Source organism: Microbacterium jepli (assembly GCF_047237905.1).
GTDB lineage: Bacteria > Actinomycetota > Actinomycetes > Actinomycetales > Microbacteriaceae > Microbacterium.
The window spans coordinates 1,755,504-1,769,772 of sequence record NZ_JBDFLW010000005.1 but is presented as its reverse complement, the minus strand read 5'-3'; the positions used below and the strand labels follow the sequence as shown (position 1 = coordinate 1,769,772).

General features: G+C 71.5%; 16 protein-coding genes. 2 read left to right on the top strand and 14 right to left on the bottom strand.

The genetic code is table 11. The features are described 5' to 3' along the window. Nucleotides 1–163 precede the first annotated feature (163 nt). On the top strand, nucleotides 164–1,231 hold the full coding sequence (locus tag ABC304_RS12650; RefSeq protein ID WP_412931132.1) for an AI-2E family transporter: 1,068 nt from the start codon (nucleotides 164–166) through the stop codon (nucleotides 1,229–1,231). Between the two features lie 76 nt (nucleotides 1,232–1,307). On the opposite strand, the gene ABC304_RS12645 is transcribed toward ABC304_RS12650, so the two are convergent. From ABC304_RS12645 to rpsB, 9 genes are all read right to left on the bottom strand, one after another. Then, nucleotides 1,308–2,027 carry an alpha/beta hydrolase gene (locus tag ABC304_RS12645; protein ID WP_412931130.1) on the bottom strand — a complete coding sequence of 240 codons (720 nt, stop codon included), beginning with the start codon at nucleotides 2,025–2,027 and terminating at the stop codon, nucleotides 1,308–1,310. Nucleotide 2,028: 1 nt separating this feature from the next. Further along, nucleotides 2,029–2,313, bottom strand: coding sequence for a hypothetical protein (locus ABC304_RS12640; protein ID WP_412931129.1), 285 nt, complete (start codon nucleotides 2,311–2,313; stop codon nucleotides 2,029–2,031). Between the two features lie 10 nt (nucleotides 2,314–2,323). Then, nucleotides 2,324–3,124 carry an aggregation-promoting factor C-terminal-like domain-containing protein gene (locus ABC304_RS12635; RefSeq protein ID WP_412931127.1) on the bottom strand — a complete coding sequence of 267 codons (801 nt, stop codon included), beginning with the start codon at nucleotides 3,122–3,124 and terminating at the stop codon, nucleotides 2,324–2,326. Nucleotides 3,125–3,165: 41 nt separating this feature from the next. Further along, nucleotides 3,166–3,759 carry a DivIVA domain-containing protein gene (locus ABC304_RS12630; protein ID WP_412931125.1) on the bottom strand — a complete coding sequence of 198 codons (594 nt, stop codon included), beginning with the start codon at nucleotides 3,757–3,759 and terminating at the stop codon, nucleotides 3,166–3,168. Further along, nucleotides 3,756–4,820: a phosphatidate cytidylyltransferase gene (locus ABC304_RS12625; protein ID WP_412931124.1), complete on the bottom strand. Its 1,065-nt coding sequence runs from the start codon at nucleotides 4,818–4,820 to the stop codon at nucleotides 3,756–3,758. Before ABC304_RS12625 ends, ABC304_RS12630 begins: the two co-directional genes overlap by 4 nt. A gap of 9 nt (nucleotides 4,821–4,829) precedes the next feature. Continuing rightward, nucleotides 4,830–5,384, bottom strand: a complete 555-nt coding sequence (gene frr / locus ABC304_RS12620) for a ribosome recycling factor (RefSeq protein WP_127095627.1) — start codon at nucleotides 5,382–5,384, stop codon at nucleotides 4,830–4,832. A 51-nt stretch (nucleotides 5,385–5,435) separates the two neighbouring features. Beyond that, entirely contained in the window at nucleotides 5,436–6,155 is a 720-nt protein-coding gene (gene pyrH, locus ABC304_RS12615) for a UMP kinase (protein ID WP_127095628.1), read from the bottom strand. Between the two features lie 110 nt (nucleotides 6,156–6,265). Beyond that, nucleotides 6,266–7,093 carry a translation elongation factor Ts gene (gene tsf, locus ABC304_RS12610; RefSeq protein ID WP_412931122.1) on the bottom strand — a complete coding sequence of 276 codons (828 nt, stop codon included), beginning with the start codon at nucleotides 7,091–7,093 and terminating at the stop codon, nucleotides 6,266–6,268. Nucleotides 7,094–7,250: 157 nt separating this feature from the next. Continuing rightward, entirely contained in the window at nucleotides 7,251–8,213 is a 963-nt protein-coding gene (gene rpsB / locus ABC304_RS12605; protein ID WP_412931120.1) for a 30S ribosomal protein S2, read from the bottom strand. A gap of 476 nt (nucleotides 8,214–8,689) precedes the next feature. Between rpsB and ABC304_RS12600 the strand changes: the two genes are divergently transcribed. After that, on the top strand, nucleotides 8,690–9,166 hold the full coding sequence (locus ABC304_RS12600; protein WP_412931118.1) for a murein hydrolase activator EnvC family protein: 477 nt from the start codon (nucleotides 8,690–8,692) through the stop codon (nucleotides 9,164–9,166). A gap of 106 nt (nucleotides 9,167–9,272) precedes the next feature. On the opposite strand, the gene ABC304_RS12595 is transcribed toward ABC304_RS12600, so the two are convergent. The 5 genes from ABC304_RS12595 to ABC304_RS12575 all read right to left on the bottom strand — a co-directional run bounded on the left by ABC304_RS12595 (nucleotide 9,273) and on the right by ABC304_RS12575 (nucleotide 14,194). Further along, entirely contained in the window at nucleotides 9,273–9,848 is a 576-nt protein-coding gene (locus tag ABC304_RS12595; RefSeq protein ID WP_412931116.1) for a DUF3060 domain-containing protein, read from the bottom strand. A gap of 183 nt (nucleotides 9,849–10,031) precedes the next feature. After that, entirely contained in the window at nucleotides 10,032–11,015 is a 984-nt protein-coding gene (locus ABC304_RS12590) for a tyrosine-type recombinase/integrase (protein WP_412931114.1), read from the bottom strand. 16 nt (nucleotides 11,016–11,031) lie between these two features. Continuing rightward, on the bottom strand, nucleotides 11,032–12,312 hold the full coding sequence (gene dprA, locus ABC304_RS12585; protein WP_412931113.1) for a DNA-processing protein DprA: 1,281 nt from the start codon (nucleotides 12,310–12,312) through the stop codon (nucleotides 11,032–11,034). Then, entirely contained in the window at nucleotides 12,309–13,835 is a 1,527-nt protein-coding gene (locus tag ABC304_RS12580; protein WP_412931111.1) for a YifB family Mg chelatase-like AAA ATPase, read from the bottom strand. The genes dprA and ABC304_RS12580 overlap by 4 nt, the downstream gene beginning before the upstream one ends. After that, complete coding sequence (locus tag ABC304_RS12575) at nucleotides 13,832–14,194, bottom strand: YraN family protein (protein ID WP_412931109.1); 363 nt, start codon at nucleotides 14,192–14,194, stop codon at nucleotides 13,832–13,834. Before ABC304_RS12575 ends, ABC304_RS12580 begins: the two co-directional genes overlap by 4 nt. Nucleotides 14,195–14,269 lie beyond the last annotated feature (75 nt).

Genomic DNA, 14,269 nt, shown 5'->3' with positions numbered 1-14,269 from the left:
CCCGAGGTCCGCGGGCACCCCGCTCGGACCGTCTCATCGACATTTCAGACTAGCGAAGACGACCTGAAAGTCCCCAGGGAGCAGCCCAATGCCGTGTCGCGCTCGGACCAGTCACTATCCTGACAGGACCGCCTCGCCGCCGTCCCCCGGGCAGGAGACCCCCGTGAAATTCCAGAACCCCTTCCGCGTCGCCTTCGTCGCGACGCTCGGGGTGGGCCTCGGCCTGCTGTTCATCAGCAGCGTCTCCACGCTGTCGACGATCCTCCTGTACGTCGGCACGGCGCTGTTCCTGTCCCTCGGACTCGAGCCCGTCGTGTCGTTCCTCGAGCGGCGCGGGCTGCGCCGCTGGCTCGCGGTGCTCATCACCATCGTGCTCGTGCTGGCGCTCTTCGCGGGCATCGTGCTCATGGTCGTGCCGATCATCGTCGGCCAGGTGAGCCAGCTGGTGAACACCATCACCGAGTTCCTCTCCAGCCGCACGCTCGACCAGTTCCTCACCGACGTCAACCGCTGGCTGTCCGAGCGCTTCCCCGGTCTTCCGCCCGGCTTCCTCAACGACGCCATCGGCAACGCCCAGACCTGGCTGGTCGACAACTGGGGCGTCATCACCGGCGGTGTCATCAACGCGGGCATCGCGCTGTTCGCCGGACTCGGCGGCGCCTTCATCGTGCTCATCCTCACGATCTACTTCACGGCGTCGACGCCGTCGCTCAAGACCGCCGTGTACCAGCTCGTACCGGCCTCCAAGCGCCCCCGCTTCATCGACCTCGCCGAGCAGATCACCGACTCCGTCGGCTACTACGTCATGGGCCAGGTCACCATGGGCGTCATCAACGGCATCCTGAGCGCGATCTTCCTGAGCATCATCGGCGCGCCCTTCCCCGCCGTGCTCGCCGTCATCGCGTTCTTCTTCTCGCTGATCCCGCTCGTCGGCACGCTGACGGGCTCCACGATCATCGTGCTGAGCTGCCTCATCCCGGGGCTCGGGTCGCCGAACGCCTGGTGGATCGCCGCGATCTACTACCTGATCTACATGCAGCTCGAGGCTTACGTGCTGTCGCCGAAGGTCATGAACCGGGCCGTCTCGGTGCCGGGTGCGGTCGTGGTCATCGCAGCCCTGGCCGGCGGTTCGCTGCTCGGCCTGCTCGGCGCGCTCATCGCGATCCCGGTCGCCGCCAGCGTGCTGATCATCTACCGCCAGGTCATCATCCCGCGGCAGAACGAGCGTTGACGCGCTCCCGCGCTGACGTCGTGTCGGCGCGGTGGCGAGGCTCGGAGCCGCGCCCGGAGACGAGCTCCGGGCGGCCTCAGCCGAGGGGTCCGTCCCACTCCAGCGGCAGCGGAAGGGCGGCCGGATTGACGGCGCCGACGATCTCGGTGAGCACGCGACGGGTCTGCGACTCCCCCACCCAGAGGTGCCGGCCGCCCTCGACCGGGATGAGAACGGCGTCGGGGATCGACGCGAAGCGCTCGGCCGCGGCATCCGGTCGCAGGTAATCGTCGAACTCCGGGATGAGGGCGATCACACGGCGGTGGTCGCCGGCCCAGGCGGCGACCTCCTCGTCGGTGGCGCGGTGCAGGGGCGGCGAGAGGAGCACGAGACCCTCGACGGGGTGGTCGCGGCCGTACTTCAGCGCGAGCTCCGTGCCGAACGACCAGCCGACCAGCCACGGGTGCGGCAGCCCGCGTTCGGACACCAGGTCCATCGCCGCTGCGACGTCGAAGGCCTCGCTCCGGCCGCCGTCGAAGGCGCCCTCGCTAATGCCGCGCGGCGAGGTGGTGCCGCGTGTGTTGAAACGCAGCACGGCGAGATCGGCGAGGGCCGGCAGCCGCGCGGCGGCCTTCCGGATGATGTGCGAGTCCATGAAGCCGCCTGCCGTCGGCAGCGGATGCAGGGTCACCAGCGTCGCCACCGGGTCGCGGTCCAGCGGCATGGCGAGCTCACCGACGAGCGTCAGCCCGTCCAGCGTCTCGAGCTCGATCTCCTCCCGGCGGGCGGGAAGCAGCAGCGGTCCGCGAATCTCCATGTCAGCTGATCCTCCAGCAGTGGGTGTGCCAATGTCTGCGCGCCGCGAGGTCGGCGCCGTCGCCGAGGACCCCGTCGGCGCGCCAGGCCACGAGGTGTGCGACGCCCGCCTCGATGATCCGGCCGCAACCGGGACAGGTGTACGACTTCACCGCCTGCATCTCGGACACGGGCTGGATCGTCCACTCCTGACCGCGGCGCACCTCGGTGCGCTTCCAGCCGGACAGCAGGCGGGCGAACGAGTCGTCATCCGGCTGCTCGGAGCGCCGGCGGTGGGAGCGGGGCATGTGTGACTCGTCACCACCAGTGGTTGGACGTCCAGAAGGCGTAGGCCGAGGCCCAGCTTCCGTATCGCCCGACCGCATAGCCGTTGCCCCACCGCAGGTTGTCGACGGGGTCGTAGCCGTTGCCCGGCACCTTGCTGCACGGCAGCGCCTGCACGAGCCCGCACGCTCCGGAGGAGCTGTTCGTGGCGTTCGGGTTCCAGCCGCTCTCACGACTGACGATGTAGTCGACGTAGCCCCAGTCGCTCTCGGCGATGCCCGCCGCCGACATCCACTCCGACGACGATCCTCCGCCGGTGTAGAACGGGCGGGACGCGGCGACCGGCTCGCTGGACGACGACTCGCGCGACGAGCTGGTCTCCTCGGGTTCGGGCACCGGCTCGGGCGTGGGGGTCGGCTTCGGCGTGACGTACACCTCGTAGCTGTCGCGGCCGAGACTCGCCGCAGCGGCGTCCGCCGCGGCCGCGGCCTCGCGCCCGGCGGCGTAGCCGGCCGCATAGGACTGGCTGTCGTCGCGCGCGCTCGCGTACAGGGTCACGGGAAGGGGCTGCGCCTCGGCGCTGGCGCGGGTGAGCGTCACTCCCATCGGGCCCACGTAGGCGGCCACGAAGCCCACGGCGGCGAGCGCGGCGAAGACGGCCACGACCCCGCGCCGACGCGACCAGCGGGGCGACGTGGAGGATGCCGGCCGTGCCGGTCCCTGCTCGTCGCGGGGTGCGATCGCACTCCTCCCGCGGGAAGGGCGGTGGGCGATGTCCCTCTCGCGACGAGCCCGGCGGGTGGCCGCAGGAGTCAGGTCGTCGCCGGGAGTCACAGTGCCGCCGAGTCTACCCGGACCCCCGGACCGGTGCCAGGTCAGACGACGGCGAGCATGACCTCGACGACGGCGTCGAGCACCGCGTCGACCTGCACCTCGCGATAGCCGCCGCGCTGCATCCGGAACGCGATCGAGCGCACCTGTTCGACGGTCACCGGCTCGCCCGACTCGAGGTAGCGCGCCAGCTTGTCGGCGATCAGGTCGACCTCGTCGACGCGGTACCCGTAGTGGAGGATGCCGACCCGTTCGAAGCGGTGCCGCGGGGGCCGCGTCAGACGGTCGAGGATGACCTGGCCGGTCTCCCTCGTGCGTCCCACCCAGGCCCGTGCGCCGCGCGAGCTGACCGCGCGGGTGCGTTCCCGCCCGGCGAAGGCGTCCTCGATGCGCGAGAGCGCGGCATCCACCGCGGCGATCGTGTAACCGTGGCGCACGAGCGGGAAGGCCACGCGGCGCACGTCCCCGGCGTTCAGTTCGGCGTCGGCGGGATCGGCCTCGAACGAGGTGCGCGCGGCCTCCAGGAAGGCGTCGACGGCGGCCTTGTCGTACCCCTTCGTGCGTCCCGTCGTCGTCGGGAACGGAGCGGGGGCCGGGCCCGCGCTGGTCTCGAGGGTGGACGCGTCGTCGGGGGTCATGAGGCCGCCAGAGGGGAGAGCAGGTAGAACAGGGCGAGGGCCGCGGCGACGGAGGGCAGGATGGAGTCGAGGCGGTCGAGCACTCCCCCGTGGCCGGGCAGCCACGAGCTCATGTCCTTGATGCCGAGGTCGCGTTTGACCATCGACTCGCCGAGATCGCCCGCGGTCGCCGTGACCAGGATGAGCGCGCCGAAGATCAGGCCGCACCACCAGGGCAGACCGAGCATGAACAGCGCCACCAGCACGCCCGCGATGAGAGCCGCGGCCGCCGCTCCCGCGAAGCCCTCCCAGGTCTTCTTGGGGCTGATCTTGGGCGCCATCGGGTGCTTGCCGAAGGCGAGTCCCGCAGAGTAGGCGCCGGTGTCGGAGGCGACGACCACGATGATGAACGCGAGCACCCACCATTCGCCGCCCTCCTGACGCAGCAGGAGCACGCACAGGCTCGCAAGGAACGGCACGTAGAGCTGCACGAAGCCCGCGATGAGCACGTCGCCTAGCACGCCGGCGTAGGTGCGTCCGTCGTTCGCGACCATCTGCGCGATCAGGCGCCAGACGATGACGAACGCGACCGCCAGGAACAGGGAGATCCAGTGCAGCCAGGAGGCGAGGAACAGCCCGGCCGCGACGAGCAGCGTGCCCGCCACCAGCTGCGGGACGAGATCGAGGCGGCGTCCGGTCGTCTGCAGGGCGCGCGCGAGCTCGAAGATGCCGAGGGTGCTGGCACCCAGGGCGAACAGGACGAAGCCCCACTTGAAGAAGATGAGGGATGCCACGAGCACCGCGCCGATGGCGAGGGCGATGGCGATCGCGACGATGAGATCGCGTCCGGTCCGCTCCTTCAGCCGCTCGTTGGCCTGGTCGAACTCCGCCCGGGCGTGCGCCACCTGTGACTCGAACTCGGTGCGCGCGGCGCGCACCTGCGCCGAGAAGTCGCCGCCGTCGGCCCGCACGGACCCTTCGGGCTGCGCGCGACGCGCGGTCGCGGCATCCCGTCGGGAAGGCGTCAGCGCCGGATCGTCCGCTGTATCGGCGGTCGGCTCTGCACCGGGCGCGTCCGTCATGTGGAGTCCTCAGACCTCGAGCAGCTCGGCCTCTTTGCGCTTGAGCGCCTCGTCGATCGCGTCGACGTGGGCGCGCGTGAGCGCATCGAGTTCCTTCTCGGCACGTGCGAGCTCGTCCTCGCCGAATTCGCTCTTCAGCTCGTCGAGGTCGTCCTTGGACTTGCGACGGATGCCGCGCACGTGCACCTTGGCATCCTCGCCCTTGCTGCGCGCGAGCTTGACGTACTCCTTGCGACGTTCCTCGGTGAGCTCCGGCATCGTGACGCGGATGAGGTTGCCGTCGTTAGTCGGATTGGCGCCGAGGTTGGGAATGTCGCGGATCGCCTGCTCGATGTCCTTGAGCACGGACTTGTCGTACGGGGTCACCAGCACGGTGCGGGCCTCGGGGTTGCTCACCGAGGCGAGCTGGGCGAGCGGGGTGGGCGAGCCGTAGTAGCCGACCAGGACCTTCTGGAACAGCTGCGGGTTCGCACGGCCCGTGCGGACGGTCGCAAAGTCCTCCTTCGCTGCCTCCACGGCGCGGTCCATGCGCGCTCCGGCATCGGCCAAGACGTCGGCGATCACGGTGACTCCTTCGGTTGAAACCTGAGTGCCCAGTCTAGCCGCGGGGCCTCGTCACGCCGTGACGAGCGTGCCGATGGATTCGCCCAGGAGGGCGCGCGTCACGTTGCCGGCGGGCTCCATGCCGAACACCCGCATGTCCATCTTGTTGTCCATGCACAGGCTGAACGCCGTCGAATCGACGACCTTCAGTCCGCGCTGCAGCGCGTCGAGGTAGGTGATGCGATCGATCTTCGTCGCCGCGGCATCCTTCTTCGGGTCCGCGGTGTAGACGCCGTCGACGCCGTTCTTCGCGACGAGGACCTCCTGCGCGTCGATCTCGAGGGCGCGCTGCGCCGCGACGGTGTCGGTGGAGAAGTAGGGCAGCCCCGCGCCGGCGCCGAAGATGACGACGCGGCCCTTCTCCATGTGACGCTCCGCGCGCCGCGGGATGTACGGCTCGGCGACCTGCGTCATCGAGATGGCCGACTGCACGCGCGTCGCGGCTCCGGCCTGCTCCAGGAAGTCCTGCAGGGCCAGGGCGTTCATGACGGTCCCCAGCATGCCCATGTAGTCGGCGCGGCCGCGGTCCATTCCGCGCTGGCTGAGCTCGGCACCGCGGAAGAAGTTGCCGCCGCCGACGACGACGGCGATCTCCACGCGATCGACCGCCGCGGCGATCTCACGCGCCATCTGGCTGACGACGTCGGGGTTGACCCCGAGCTGCCCCCCGCCGAACGCCTCTCCGGACAGCTTCAGCAGAACGCGGCGGCGTCCGGTCATCTCATCGATCACGTCAGGGGGTCCTCTCGTCGCGCTTCCAAACTAGCGGCGTCGGGGTGCGGCATCCGCCCCCGCGCACGGAAAAGGCCCGCACCGTCGCCGATGCGGGCCTGAGCGGCGTCTTACGCGCCGACCTTGAACCGGGCGAATCCGGTCAGGGTGAGACCGGCGTCCTTGGCGACCTGCGCCACGGACTGCTTGTTGTCCTTCGCGTAGTCCTGGTCGAGCAGGGAGACCTGCTTGAAGAAGGCGTTGACGCGACCCTCGACGATCTTCGGCAGGGCTGCCTCGGGCTTGCCCTCGTTGCGGGAGATCTCGGTGACGATCTCGCGCTCCTTCTCGACGTCGGACTCGGGCACCTCGCTGCGCGTCAGGTAGGACGGGTTGGCGAAGGAGATGTGCTGAGCGAGGCTGCGAGCGGTCTCCTTGTCGTCACCCGAGTACGCCAGGACCACGCCGACCTGCGGGGGCAGGTCCTTGCTGGTCTTGTGCAGGTACACCTCGAAGTGCTCACCGGTGAGGGTGCGCACGCGACGGAGCTCCACCTTCTCGCCGATGATGGCCGCCTCGTCGGAGATGAGCTGCTCGACGGTGACGTCACCGGCGGGCGCCGCGAGGGCGGCCTCGACGGAGTCGGCCGAGACGGCCGCGGCCGCGTCGGCCACCTTGTCGGCGAGGGCGATGAAGCGGTCGTTCTTCGCGACGAAGTCGGTCTCGCAGGCCAGCTCGATGAGCGTGACCTTGCCGTCGCCCTCGCGAGCGGCGACGAGGCCCTCGCTGGTGGAGCGGTCGGCGCGCTTCGCGTTGCCCTTCGCGCCCTTCAGGCGGAGGATCTCGACGGCCTTCTCGACGTCGCCGTCGGCCTCTTCGAGAGCCTTCTTGGTGTCGACCATTCCGGTGCCGAGCTGCTCGCGCAGCGCCTTGATATCGGCGATGGTGAAGTTGGCCATGGTGTGGCTGCTCCTGTTTCTGCTGGATCGATGCGTCGTGTGCGTGGGGGGAGGATGCGACGGCGAGGTCGTCGCGACGATGCGCGACCGACCTCGCCGAGCGGATCCGAGGCGGGTGTCGGGCGGCGATCAGCCGCTCGACACCCGCCGGGGGTTGTTACTTGGCGTCAGCGGCCTCGGCGTCGGCGACCTCGGCGGCCGGCTCGCCCGCCTCGGCGGCGAGAGCCGAGTCGTGCGCAGCGGCGCCCGCGGCGTCGGCGTCGGACTCGGTGGCGGCGATGGTCTCGGCCTCGACGTCGACCGCGTCAGCGGCGTCCGTCGCGGCGATGTTCTCGTCGGCGACCTTCTCGGTGCCCGCGGAGCCCTGCTCGAGGAGCTCGCGCTCCCAGTCGGCCAGGGGCTCGGCGGCCTCGGACTCGTCGGTGGGCTGGTGGCGCTGGATCAGGCCCTCGGCGGCGGCGTCGGCGATGATGCGGGTGAGCAGGCCCACCGAGCGGATCGCGTCGTCGTTGCCGGGGATCGGGTACTGGAACTCGTCCGGGTCGGCGTTCGTGTCGAGGATGCCGATCACGGGGATGCCGAGCTTGCGCGACTCGTTGATCGCGAGGTGCTCGCGCTTGGCGTCGATGACCCAGATCGCCGAGGGCGTCTTGGTCAGGTTGCGGATTCCGCCGAGCGACTTGTGCAGCTTGTCGAGCTCGCGCTTCTTGATCAGCAGCTCCTTCTTGGTGAACCCGCTCGCGGCGGGGTCCTCGAAGTTGAGCTCCTCGAGCTCTTTCATGCGCGCGAGGCGCTTGGAGACGGTGCTGAAGTTGGTCAGAAGACCACCGAGCCAGCGCTGGTTGACGTAGGGCTGGCCGACGCGGGTCGCCTGCTCGGCGATGACCTCCTGGGCCTGCTTCTTCGTGCCGACGAAGAGGACGGTTCCGCCGTGGGCGACCGTCTCCTTGACGAACTCGTACGCCTTGTCGATGTACGACAGCGACTGCTGGAGGTCGATGATGTGGATGCCGGAGCGCTCGGTGAGGATGAAGCGCTTCACCTTCGGGTTCCACCGGCGGGTCTGGTGTCCGAAGTGAACGCCGCTGTCGAGCAGCTGGCGAATGGTGACGACGGCCATGGCCGTTCTCCTGTTCTCGGCGCTGATGCGCCGTCTGCGGTTGTCTCCGCCGGTGCATTCGACCGGCGATCCTGGTGCCCGGCTCCACGCCCGCACCCGCGGAGGACCGCGGGAGACCGATGGGTGGGGATGCCGCGCCAGACCCTGATCCGAAGACCGGGATCGCGGCGCTGAGGGCACGCGAAGTCACCCCGATATCCGGGGTGCAATCCTCAGTGTATCAGCCGGGTCGTGCGTCCTCCCCACGGCGACGAGGGCGTGCCGTTCCTCCGACCGGACTCGCACTGGCGGTCTGCAGTGCAACAGCACGCGACAGTGGACAGATGCTGCGATCGCCCCCGCACCCCCGTCCGGCACAGAGACCGGCTCGAGGTGTGTGGCGGCGTTCTTCGAGGATTCTCTGCGCGATCGCCGTGGTGCTGTCGGTGCTGAGTGTCGGTGGGCCGGCTGCCGCCGATCCGGGCTTTCGGGATGCGGTGGCCGAGACGCGGGCCGCGGTTTCGGGTCTGGCGACGACGTCGGCCGAGGACGCGCTCGACCTCGCGGCGCTCGGGTGGGTGTGGCCGGCTGAGCCCTTCCGGCTCGTGCGTCCGTTCGTGGCGCCCGCGCACGAGTACGGACCGGGACACCGCGGCATCGACCTCGATCTGTCGGGCGGGGAGGCGCTCAAGGCACCGGCTGACGGAGTGGTGGCATTCTCCGGATCCGTGGCGGGGCGCGGCATCCTCACGATCGATCACGGCGGCGGGCTCGTGACGACGCTCGAGCCGGTCGCGTCGGAGCTCGTGCCCGGCGCGGTCGTGGCACGCGGTGACCGGGTCGCGACCCTGGCCGCCGGCGGACACGCGACCGCGGGCACGGTGCACCTCGGAGTGCGGCTGGACGGGCAGTACATCAACCCACTGCTGCTCCTGGGCGAGATCCCGCGGGCGGTGCTGCTGCCATGCTGCTGACCGACCTCCGCCAGGGCCTGTGCGGGCGCATTGCGGTTCGGCGATGCTTGGCCGGTTCGGCGGTCGCCTCGCTCGGGCCCGCGGCGGTTGGCAGTCGCGCGGCGCGTCAGTCGTCGGTGCGGACGGTGTTGCGCTGACCCTGGTCGAGGACGGTTCCGAGCTCGGCGGCCGTCACGGAGTTGTCGTTGCCGTTGACGGCGACGGATCCGGCCCGGGCCCGCACCTCGACCTCGTTGCGGTCGCCGTTGAGCACGATGGAGTCGATCGCGCCGGCGTCGACCTCGTTCTCCTGGCCTGCGACGGTGAGCGTGTCGACGTCGCCCGCGTCGACCTCAGCCCGGTCCCCCGCGATCTCGAGCGTGCCGATCTGCGCATCCTGCGCCGTGAGCTCGATGTCCGCGCCGGCGAGCACGATGTACGGACAGTCGCCCGTGACCGTGTGGTCCCGGTCGTCGTCCGCGATCGTGACGGCCGCGCCGCCGCAGTCGACGGGACCGGTGGACCCCGGCGCGCTCGAGGAGCCGGACGTCGCATCCCCCGTCGAGGCGCTCGTCCCGGGCCGCGGGGCGGAGCCGCCGCCGTTCGAGGACGGTCCCATCGGGACGCACCCCGACAGGACGGCGATCAGCGCACCCGCGGTCACGAGCGCGGCGAGGGAGTGACGAGAGGAGCGTGTGGGCATGAGTCCAGGTTAGGCGCCGGGGCAGCCGGAACATCTCATGCGCGAGCGTCGGGATGGAGCGCGGTGCGCCGCCCATAGGCCGCGCACAGGCGGGTCGCGCTCGTTCAGAAGCGCCCTGCGTCGGGAGCGCCTGGGTCAGGTGCGCCCTCTGTCAGGTGCGCCCTGCGTCAGGCGCGCGCTGCGTCAGGCGCGCGGGTGCGCGAGCTTGTACGTCGAGACGAGCCGCTCGCTCGACACATGCGTGTAGATCTGGGTCGTGCCGAGGCTCGCGTGGCCGAGCATCTCCTGCACCGAGCGAAGATCGGCGCCGCCGTCGAGAAGGTGCGTTGCGGCAGAGTGCCGCAGGGCGTGCGGACCGGTGGCCGAGGACCCCACCGCTCCCCCGACGACGCGCGACACGAGGTCGTAGACGGTGCGGGTCGAGAGTCGCCCGCCGCGCGCCCCGAGGAAGAGCGCGGGTCCGGGCGTCCGGCCCGCGTCGTCGGACTGCGGCCGTCGCGCCGTGCCGTCGGCGGCCCCTCCGGCGCCGCGCCTCTTCGTATCAGCCATGCCCGCCAGCAGTGCGGGCCGCCCCACCCGCAGATAGGCATCAAGTGCCGTGGCCGCCGGTCCGCCGAACGGCACGACGCGATCCTTCGACCCCTTGCCCCGTACGCGCGCGGTGCGGCGCCCGAGGTCGACGTCCCCGTCGTCCAGCCCGCACAGCTCCGACACGCGCACGGCCGCCCCGTAGAGCAGCTCGAGGACGGCGTGGTCGCGCAGCGCCAGCGGGTCGCCGTCAGCGGCGCGGGCGGCCGCGGCGTCCAACACCTCTCGCATCGAGGCGGCGGAGGCGACGGCGGGCAGCGTCCGCGCGCGCTTGGGCGCGATGAGGCGCAGACTCGGATCCGTCTCGACGAGACCGTTCTCGAGCGCCCAGGCGAAGAACGCGCGGGCCGCGGCGGTGCGACGGGCGACGGTCGCGCGCGCCGCACCCGACTGGGTGGCACGCCACGCCCACTCCCGCAGATGCTCGAGGTCGATGTCGGCGACGTCTGTCACGGCGGGTGCGACGGTCGCGGCCAGATCGACGAGGTCGCTGCCATAGGCGCGCACGGTGGCGGGCGAGAGACGGCGCACGTCGGCGAGGTGCGCGGTCCATGCCGCGATGGCCTCGTCGATGCGCATGGTCCCAGCATGCCCGTCACCGCCCGATGCCCGGGGATGCCGCGCGCGGGAGCATCCGCCACCCCGATGGGCTGCTCTTCACGGCGCCGTCGAGCAGGAGCAGGCCGAGCACGCCCTCGACGTCCTGCTCGGCCATCCCCGCGTGCCGCGCCACATCGGCGCCGGTCCGCCACGTGCGGGTGCTGAGGGCGTCGAGCACCCGCGAGCGGTCATCGGTGCGCGAGCGATCATCGTCGCGCGAGCGGTCATCGGTGTGCGGACTGTGCGTTCCGAGTGGGCCGCCGGACGCAGGCCACAGCGCGTCGCCGTGCAGCGCGAGCAGCTCGCGCGCGTCGTCGGCGGAGGTGATGCATCGGGCGTCGAACTCCCGCAGGAGCCGATGGCACCCGGTCGACGCCGCGCTCGTGATGGGCCCGGGCACCGCGCCCAGCGGGCGCCCGAGGGATGCGGCGTGGGCAGCGGTGTTGAGAGAGCCGCTGCGCCAGCCCGCTTCGACCACGACGGTGGCGTCGCTCAGCGCGGCGATGAGCCGGTTGCGCTGCAGGAACCGCCATTTGGTCGGCGCGGTGCCGCACGGCGCCTCGCTCACGACGACACCGGCCGACACGATGCGGCTGATGAGCTCGGAATGGCCGACGGGATAGGGCCGATCGACGCCGCCCGCGAGAAGCGCGAACGTCGTTCCGCCCGCCGCCAGCGCGGCACGATGGGCGGCTCCGTCGATGCCGTAGGCCGCCCCCGACACGATGCTGACGCCGGTGGCCGCCAGGCTGGCGGCGAACTCCACCGCGACGGCCTCGCCGTATCCGGTCGCCGCGCGCGCTCCCACCAGGGCGAGCGCCGGAACCGGCGCGGAGAGAAGCGCGGGATCACCGCGCACCCACAGCGCCAGCGGCGCGTGCGCTCCGAGATCGTCCACACGGGCCGGCCAGTGCTCATCGCCGGGACACAGCGCGATGCACCCGGCGCGGCGGGCCGCATCGAGCGCGGTGCGCGTGGCGTCATCCTTCCGCCTCGGCAGCCAGCGACGCGCCCCTCGGTCACCGTCCGACGCGTCGATTCCCGCGCGCGCGAAGACCCCGGCCTTCATGCCGGCGTGCAGCTCCCGCAGCGCCGCCGCCGGACCGAGGGCGGCCACGAACCGGTGCGCGACGCTGTCCCCGGGCTCTACCAACGTGCTCCACACCAGTCGCGCATACCGGTCGGTCACCTCGTCGTCGGACATGGCCTCCACTTCGCCGACGATGCCGCGCAGCGCTTCGCGCGCGGAGCGCGGATCCAGGTCGGGTGCGCTCATGCGGTGATCCCCCTCTTCAGATAGAGCGCGCGTCCGATGTGCTGAGCATCGAGGCGGTCGTGCCGCGCGAGATCGGCGAGGGACCATGCCACACGCAGAACCCGGTCGTAGCCGCGCAGCGTCAGCGAGCCGCGGTGCAGCGCCGCGTCGAGCGGCCGCCGCACGACAGGCGGCGGCGCGAGCGGACCCTGGCGCAGCCACGCGCCCGACACCTGGGCGTTGAGCCGCCACGGGGTTCCGCGGAGGCGCCGCGCGGCGCGGTCGCGCGCCTCACCCACCCGGATCCTCGCCTCCGCCGTGGTGGTCCCAGGTCCAGCGGCCTCGGCGTGCGCGACGGACACCCGACGCATGGAGAGCTCGATGTCGATCCGGTCGATCAGCGGACCTGACAGACGACCCAGGTACCGGCGGATGGCGATGGGCGGGCAGACGCACGCGCCGCTGGGTACGCCGTAGTTGCCGCACGGGCACGGATTGGTCGCCACGACGAGCTGGAACCGTGCGGGGAAGGAGGCCGTTGCACCTGCCCTGCTGATGGTGATGGCGCCGCTCTCCAGAGGCTGCCGCAGGGCATCGAGCGCGGAGGACGCGAATTCGCCGGCCTCGTCGAGGAAGAGCACGCCGTCGCTCGCGCGGGCGATCGCGCCGGGCCGGATCATGCGGCTGCCCCCGCCCACGAGGGCCGCGACGCTTGCGCTGTGGTGCGGAGCCTCGAACGGCGGCGTGCGTTCCAGATCGGCGATCCGCTCCCCCGCCAGCGATCGGATCGACGCCGACGCCAGGGCCGCCGCATCATCCAGCGGCGGAAGGATGCCCGGGAGCCGCTCCGCGAGCATCGTCTTGCCCGCGCCGGGCGGTCCGCTCATGAGGATGTGGTGACCGCCGGCGGCCGCGACGACGAGGGCGTCGACGGCGTCGCGCTGACCGATCACCTCAGCGAGTTCGCGATCGGGCGCCCGCAACGTCGTCGTCGCGGGCTGGGCGACGGGCTCGCACTCCCGCGGCGCGATGTCGGCGCCGTGCCAGCGCGCCACGTCTCCGAGACTGACCGCCCCGAGCACCTCGACCCCCTGCACCAGCCGCGCCTCCTCGAGATTGGCGTGCGGCACCACGACACGGCCGATCCCCGCGCGTGCGGCGGCGAGCACCGACGGCAGCACGCCCGGGATCGGCCGGAGCCGGCCGTCGAGCCCGAGCTCTCCGAGGTGCACCGTGGCGGCTACGGAAGCGGCATCCATCGGCATCTCGGTGGCGAGGCACGCGATGGCCACCGCGACATCGAAGCCCGACCCCTGCTTGGGCAGGCTCGCGGGCGACAGATTCACGGTGAGGCGCCGGCGCGGTAGCGGGAGGTCGCTGTTGGCGCACGCGTTGTGGACACGCTGCACGGCCTCGCCGAGGGCCTTGTCGGGCAGGCCGATGATGCGGAAGTCGGGCATCTGATTCGTGAGGTCGGCCTCGACCTCCACCAGTGCGCCCTCCAGACCCGCGAGCGCGACGGCCCAGGTGCGGGCGACGGTCATGCCACGTCCTCGAGGTGCTCGAGCCGCGCGGTGCGCGGATCTGCGCCGGTGATCGCGACCGCGTCGACGCGCAGGCGCCGCCCTTGGACAGCGCCGGGATGCGCGGCGACCCAGGCGACCGCGAGCCGCCACAGCCGGCGACGCTTGCGCGCGTCGATCGCCTCGAACGGGTGGCCGAAGCCCTCGCCCGTGCGCGTCTTCACCTCGACGACGACCAGCGTGGAGGCCGTCGCGGCCACGAGGTCGAGCTCACCCTCGCCGGTGCGCCAGTTGCGGTCGAGCACCTCCCACCCGAGGGCTCGCAGGTGCTCTTCGGCGCGGTGCTCGCCCGCACGCCCCAGTTCGTCCTTCTTCGCCATGACGCGATGCTCGCGCGGCGGAGAGGCTCAGAAGTCCGGGCTGAACCCGATCGGAGGCATGAGCACTCCCCTCAC

Coding starts and splice junctions, on each gene's coding strand:
- ABC304_RS12645 (WP_412931130.1), bottom strand. CDS start 2,027: ATGGAGATTCGCGGACCGCTGCTGCTTCCCGCCCGCCGGGAGGAGATC.
- ABC304_RS12640 (WP_412931129.1), bottom strand. CDS start 2,313: ATGCCCCGCTCCCACCGCCGGCGCTCCGAGCAGCCGGATGACGACTCG.
- ABC304_RS12630 (WP_412931125.1), bottom strand. CDS start 3,759: ATGACCCCCGACGACGCGTCCACCCTCGAGACCAGCGCGGGCCCGGCC.
- ABC304_RS12625 (WP_412931124.1), bottom strand. CDS start 4,820: ATGACGGACGCGCCCGGTGCAGAGCCGACCGCCGATACAGCGGACGAT.
- tsf (WP_412931122.1), bottom strand. CDS start 7,093: ATGGCCAACTTCACCATCGCCGATATCAAGGCGCTGCGCGAGCAGCTC.
- rpsB (WP_412931120.1), bottom strand. CDS start 8,213: ATGGCCGTCGTCACCATTCGCCAGCTGCTCGACAGCGGCGTTCACTTC.
- ABC304_RS12595 (WP_412931116.1), bottom strand. CDS start 9,848: ATGCCCACACGCTCCTCTCGTCACTCCCTCGCCGCGCTCGTGACCGCG.
- ABC304_RS12590 (WP_412931114.1), bottom strand. CDS start 11,015: ATGCGCATCGACGAGGCCATCGCGGCATGGACCGCGCACCTCGCCGAC.
- dprA (WP_412931113.1), bottom strand. CDS start 12,312: ATGAGCGCACCCGACCTGGATCCGCGCTCCGCGCGCGAAGCGCTGCGC.
- ABC304_RS12580 (WP_412931111.1), bottom strand. CDS start 13,835: ATGACCGTCGCCCGCACCTGGGCCGTCGCGCTCGCGGGTCTGGAGGGC.
- ABC304_RS12575 (WP_412931109.1), bottom strand. CDS start 14,194: ATGGCGAAGAAGGACGAACTGGGGCGTGCGGGCGAGCACCGCGCCGAA.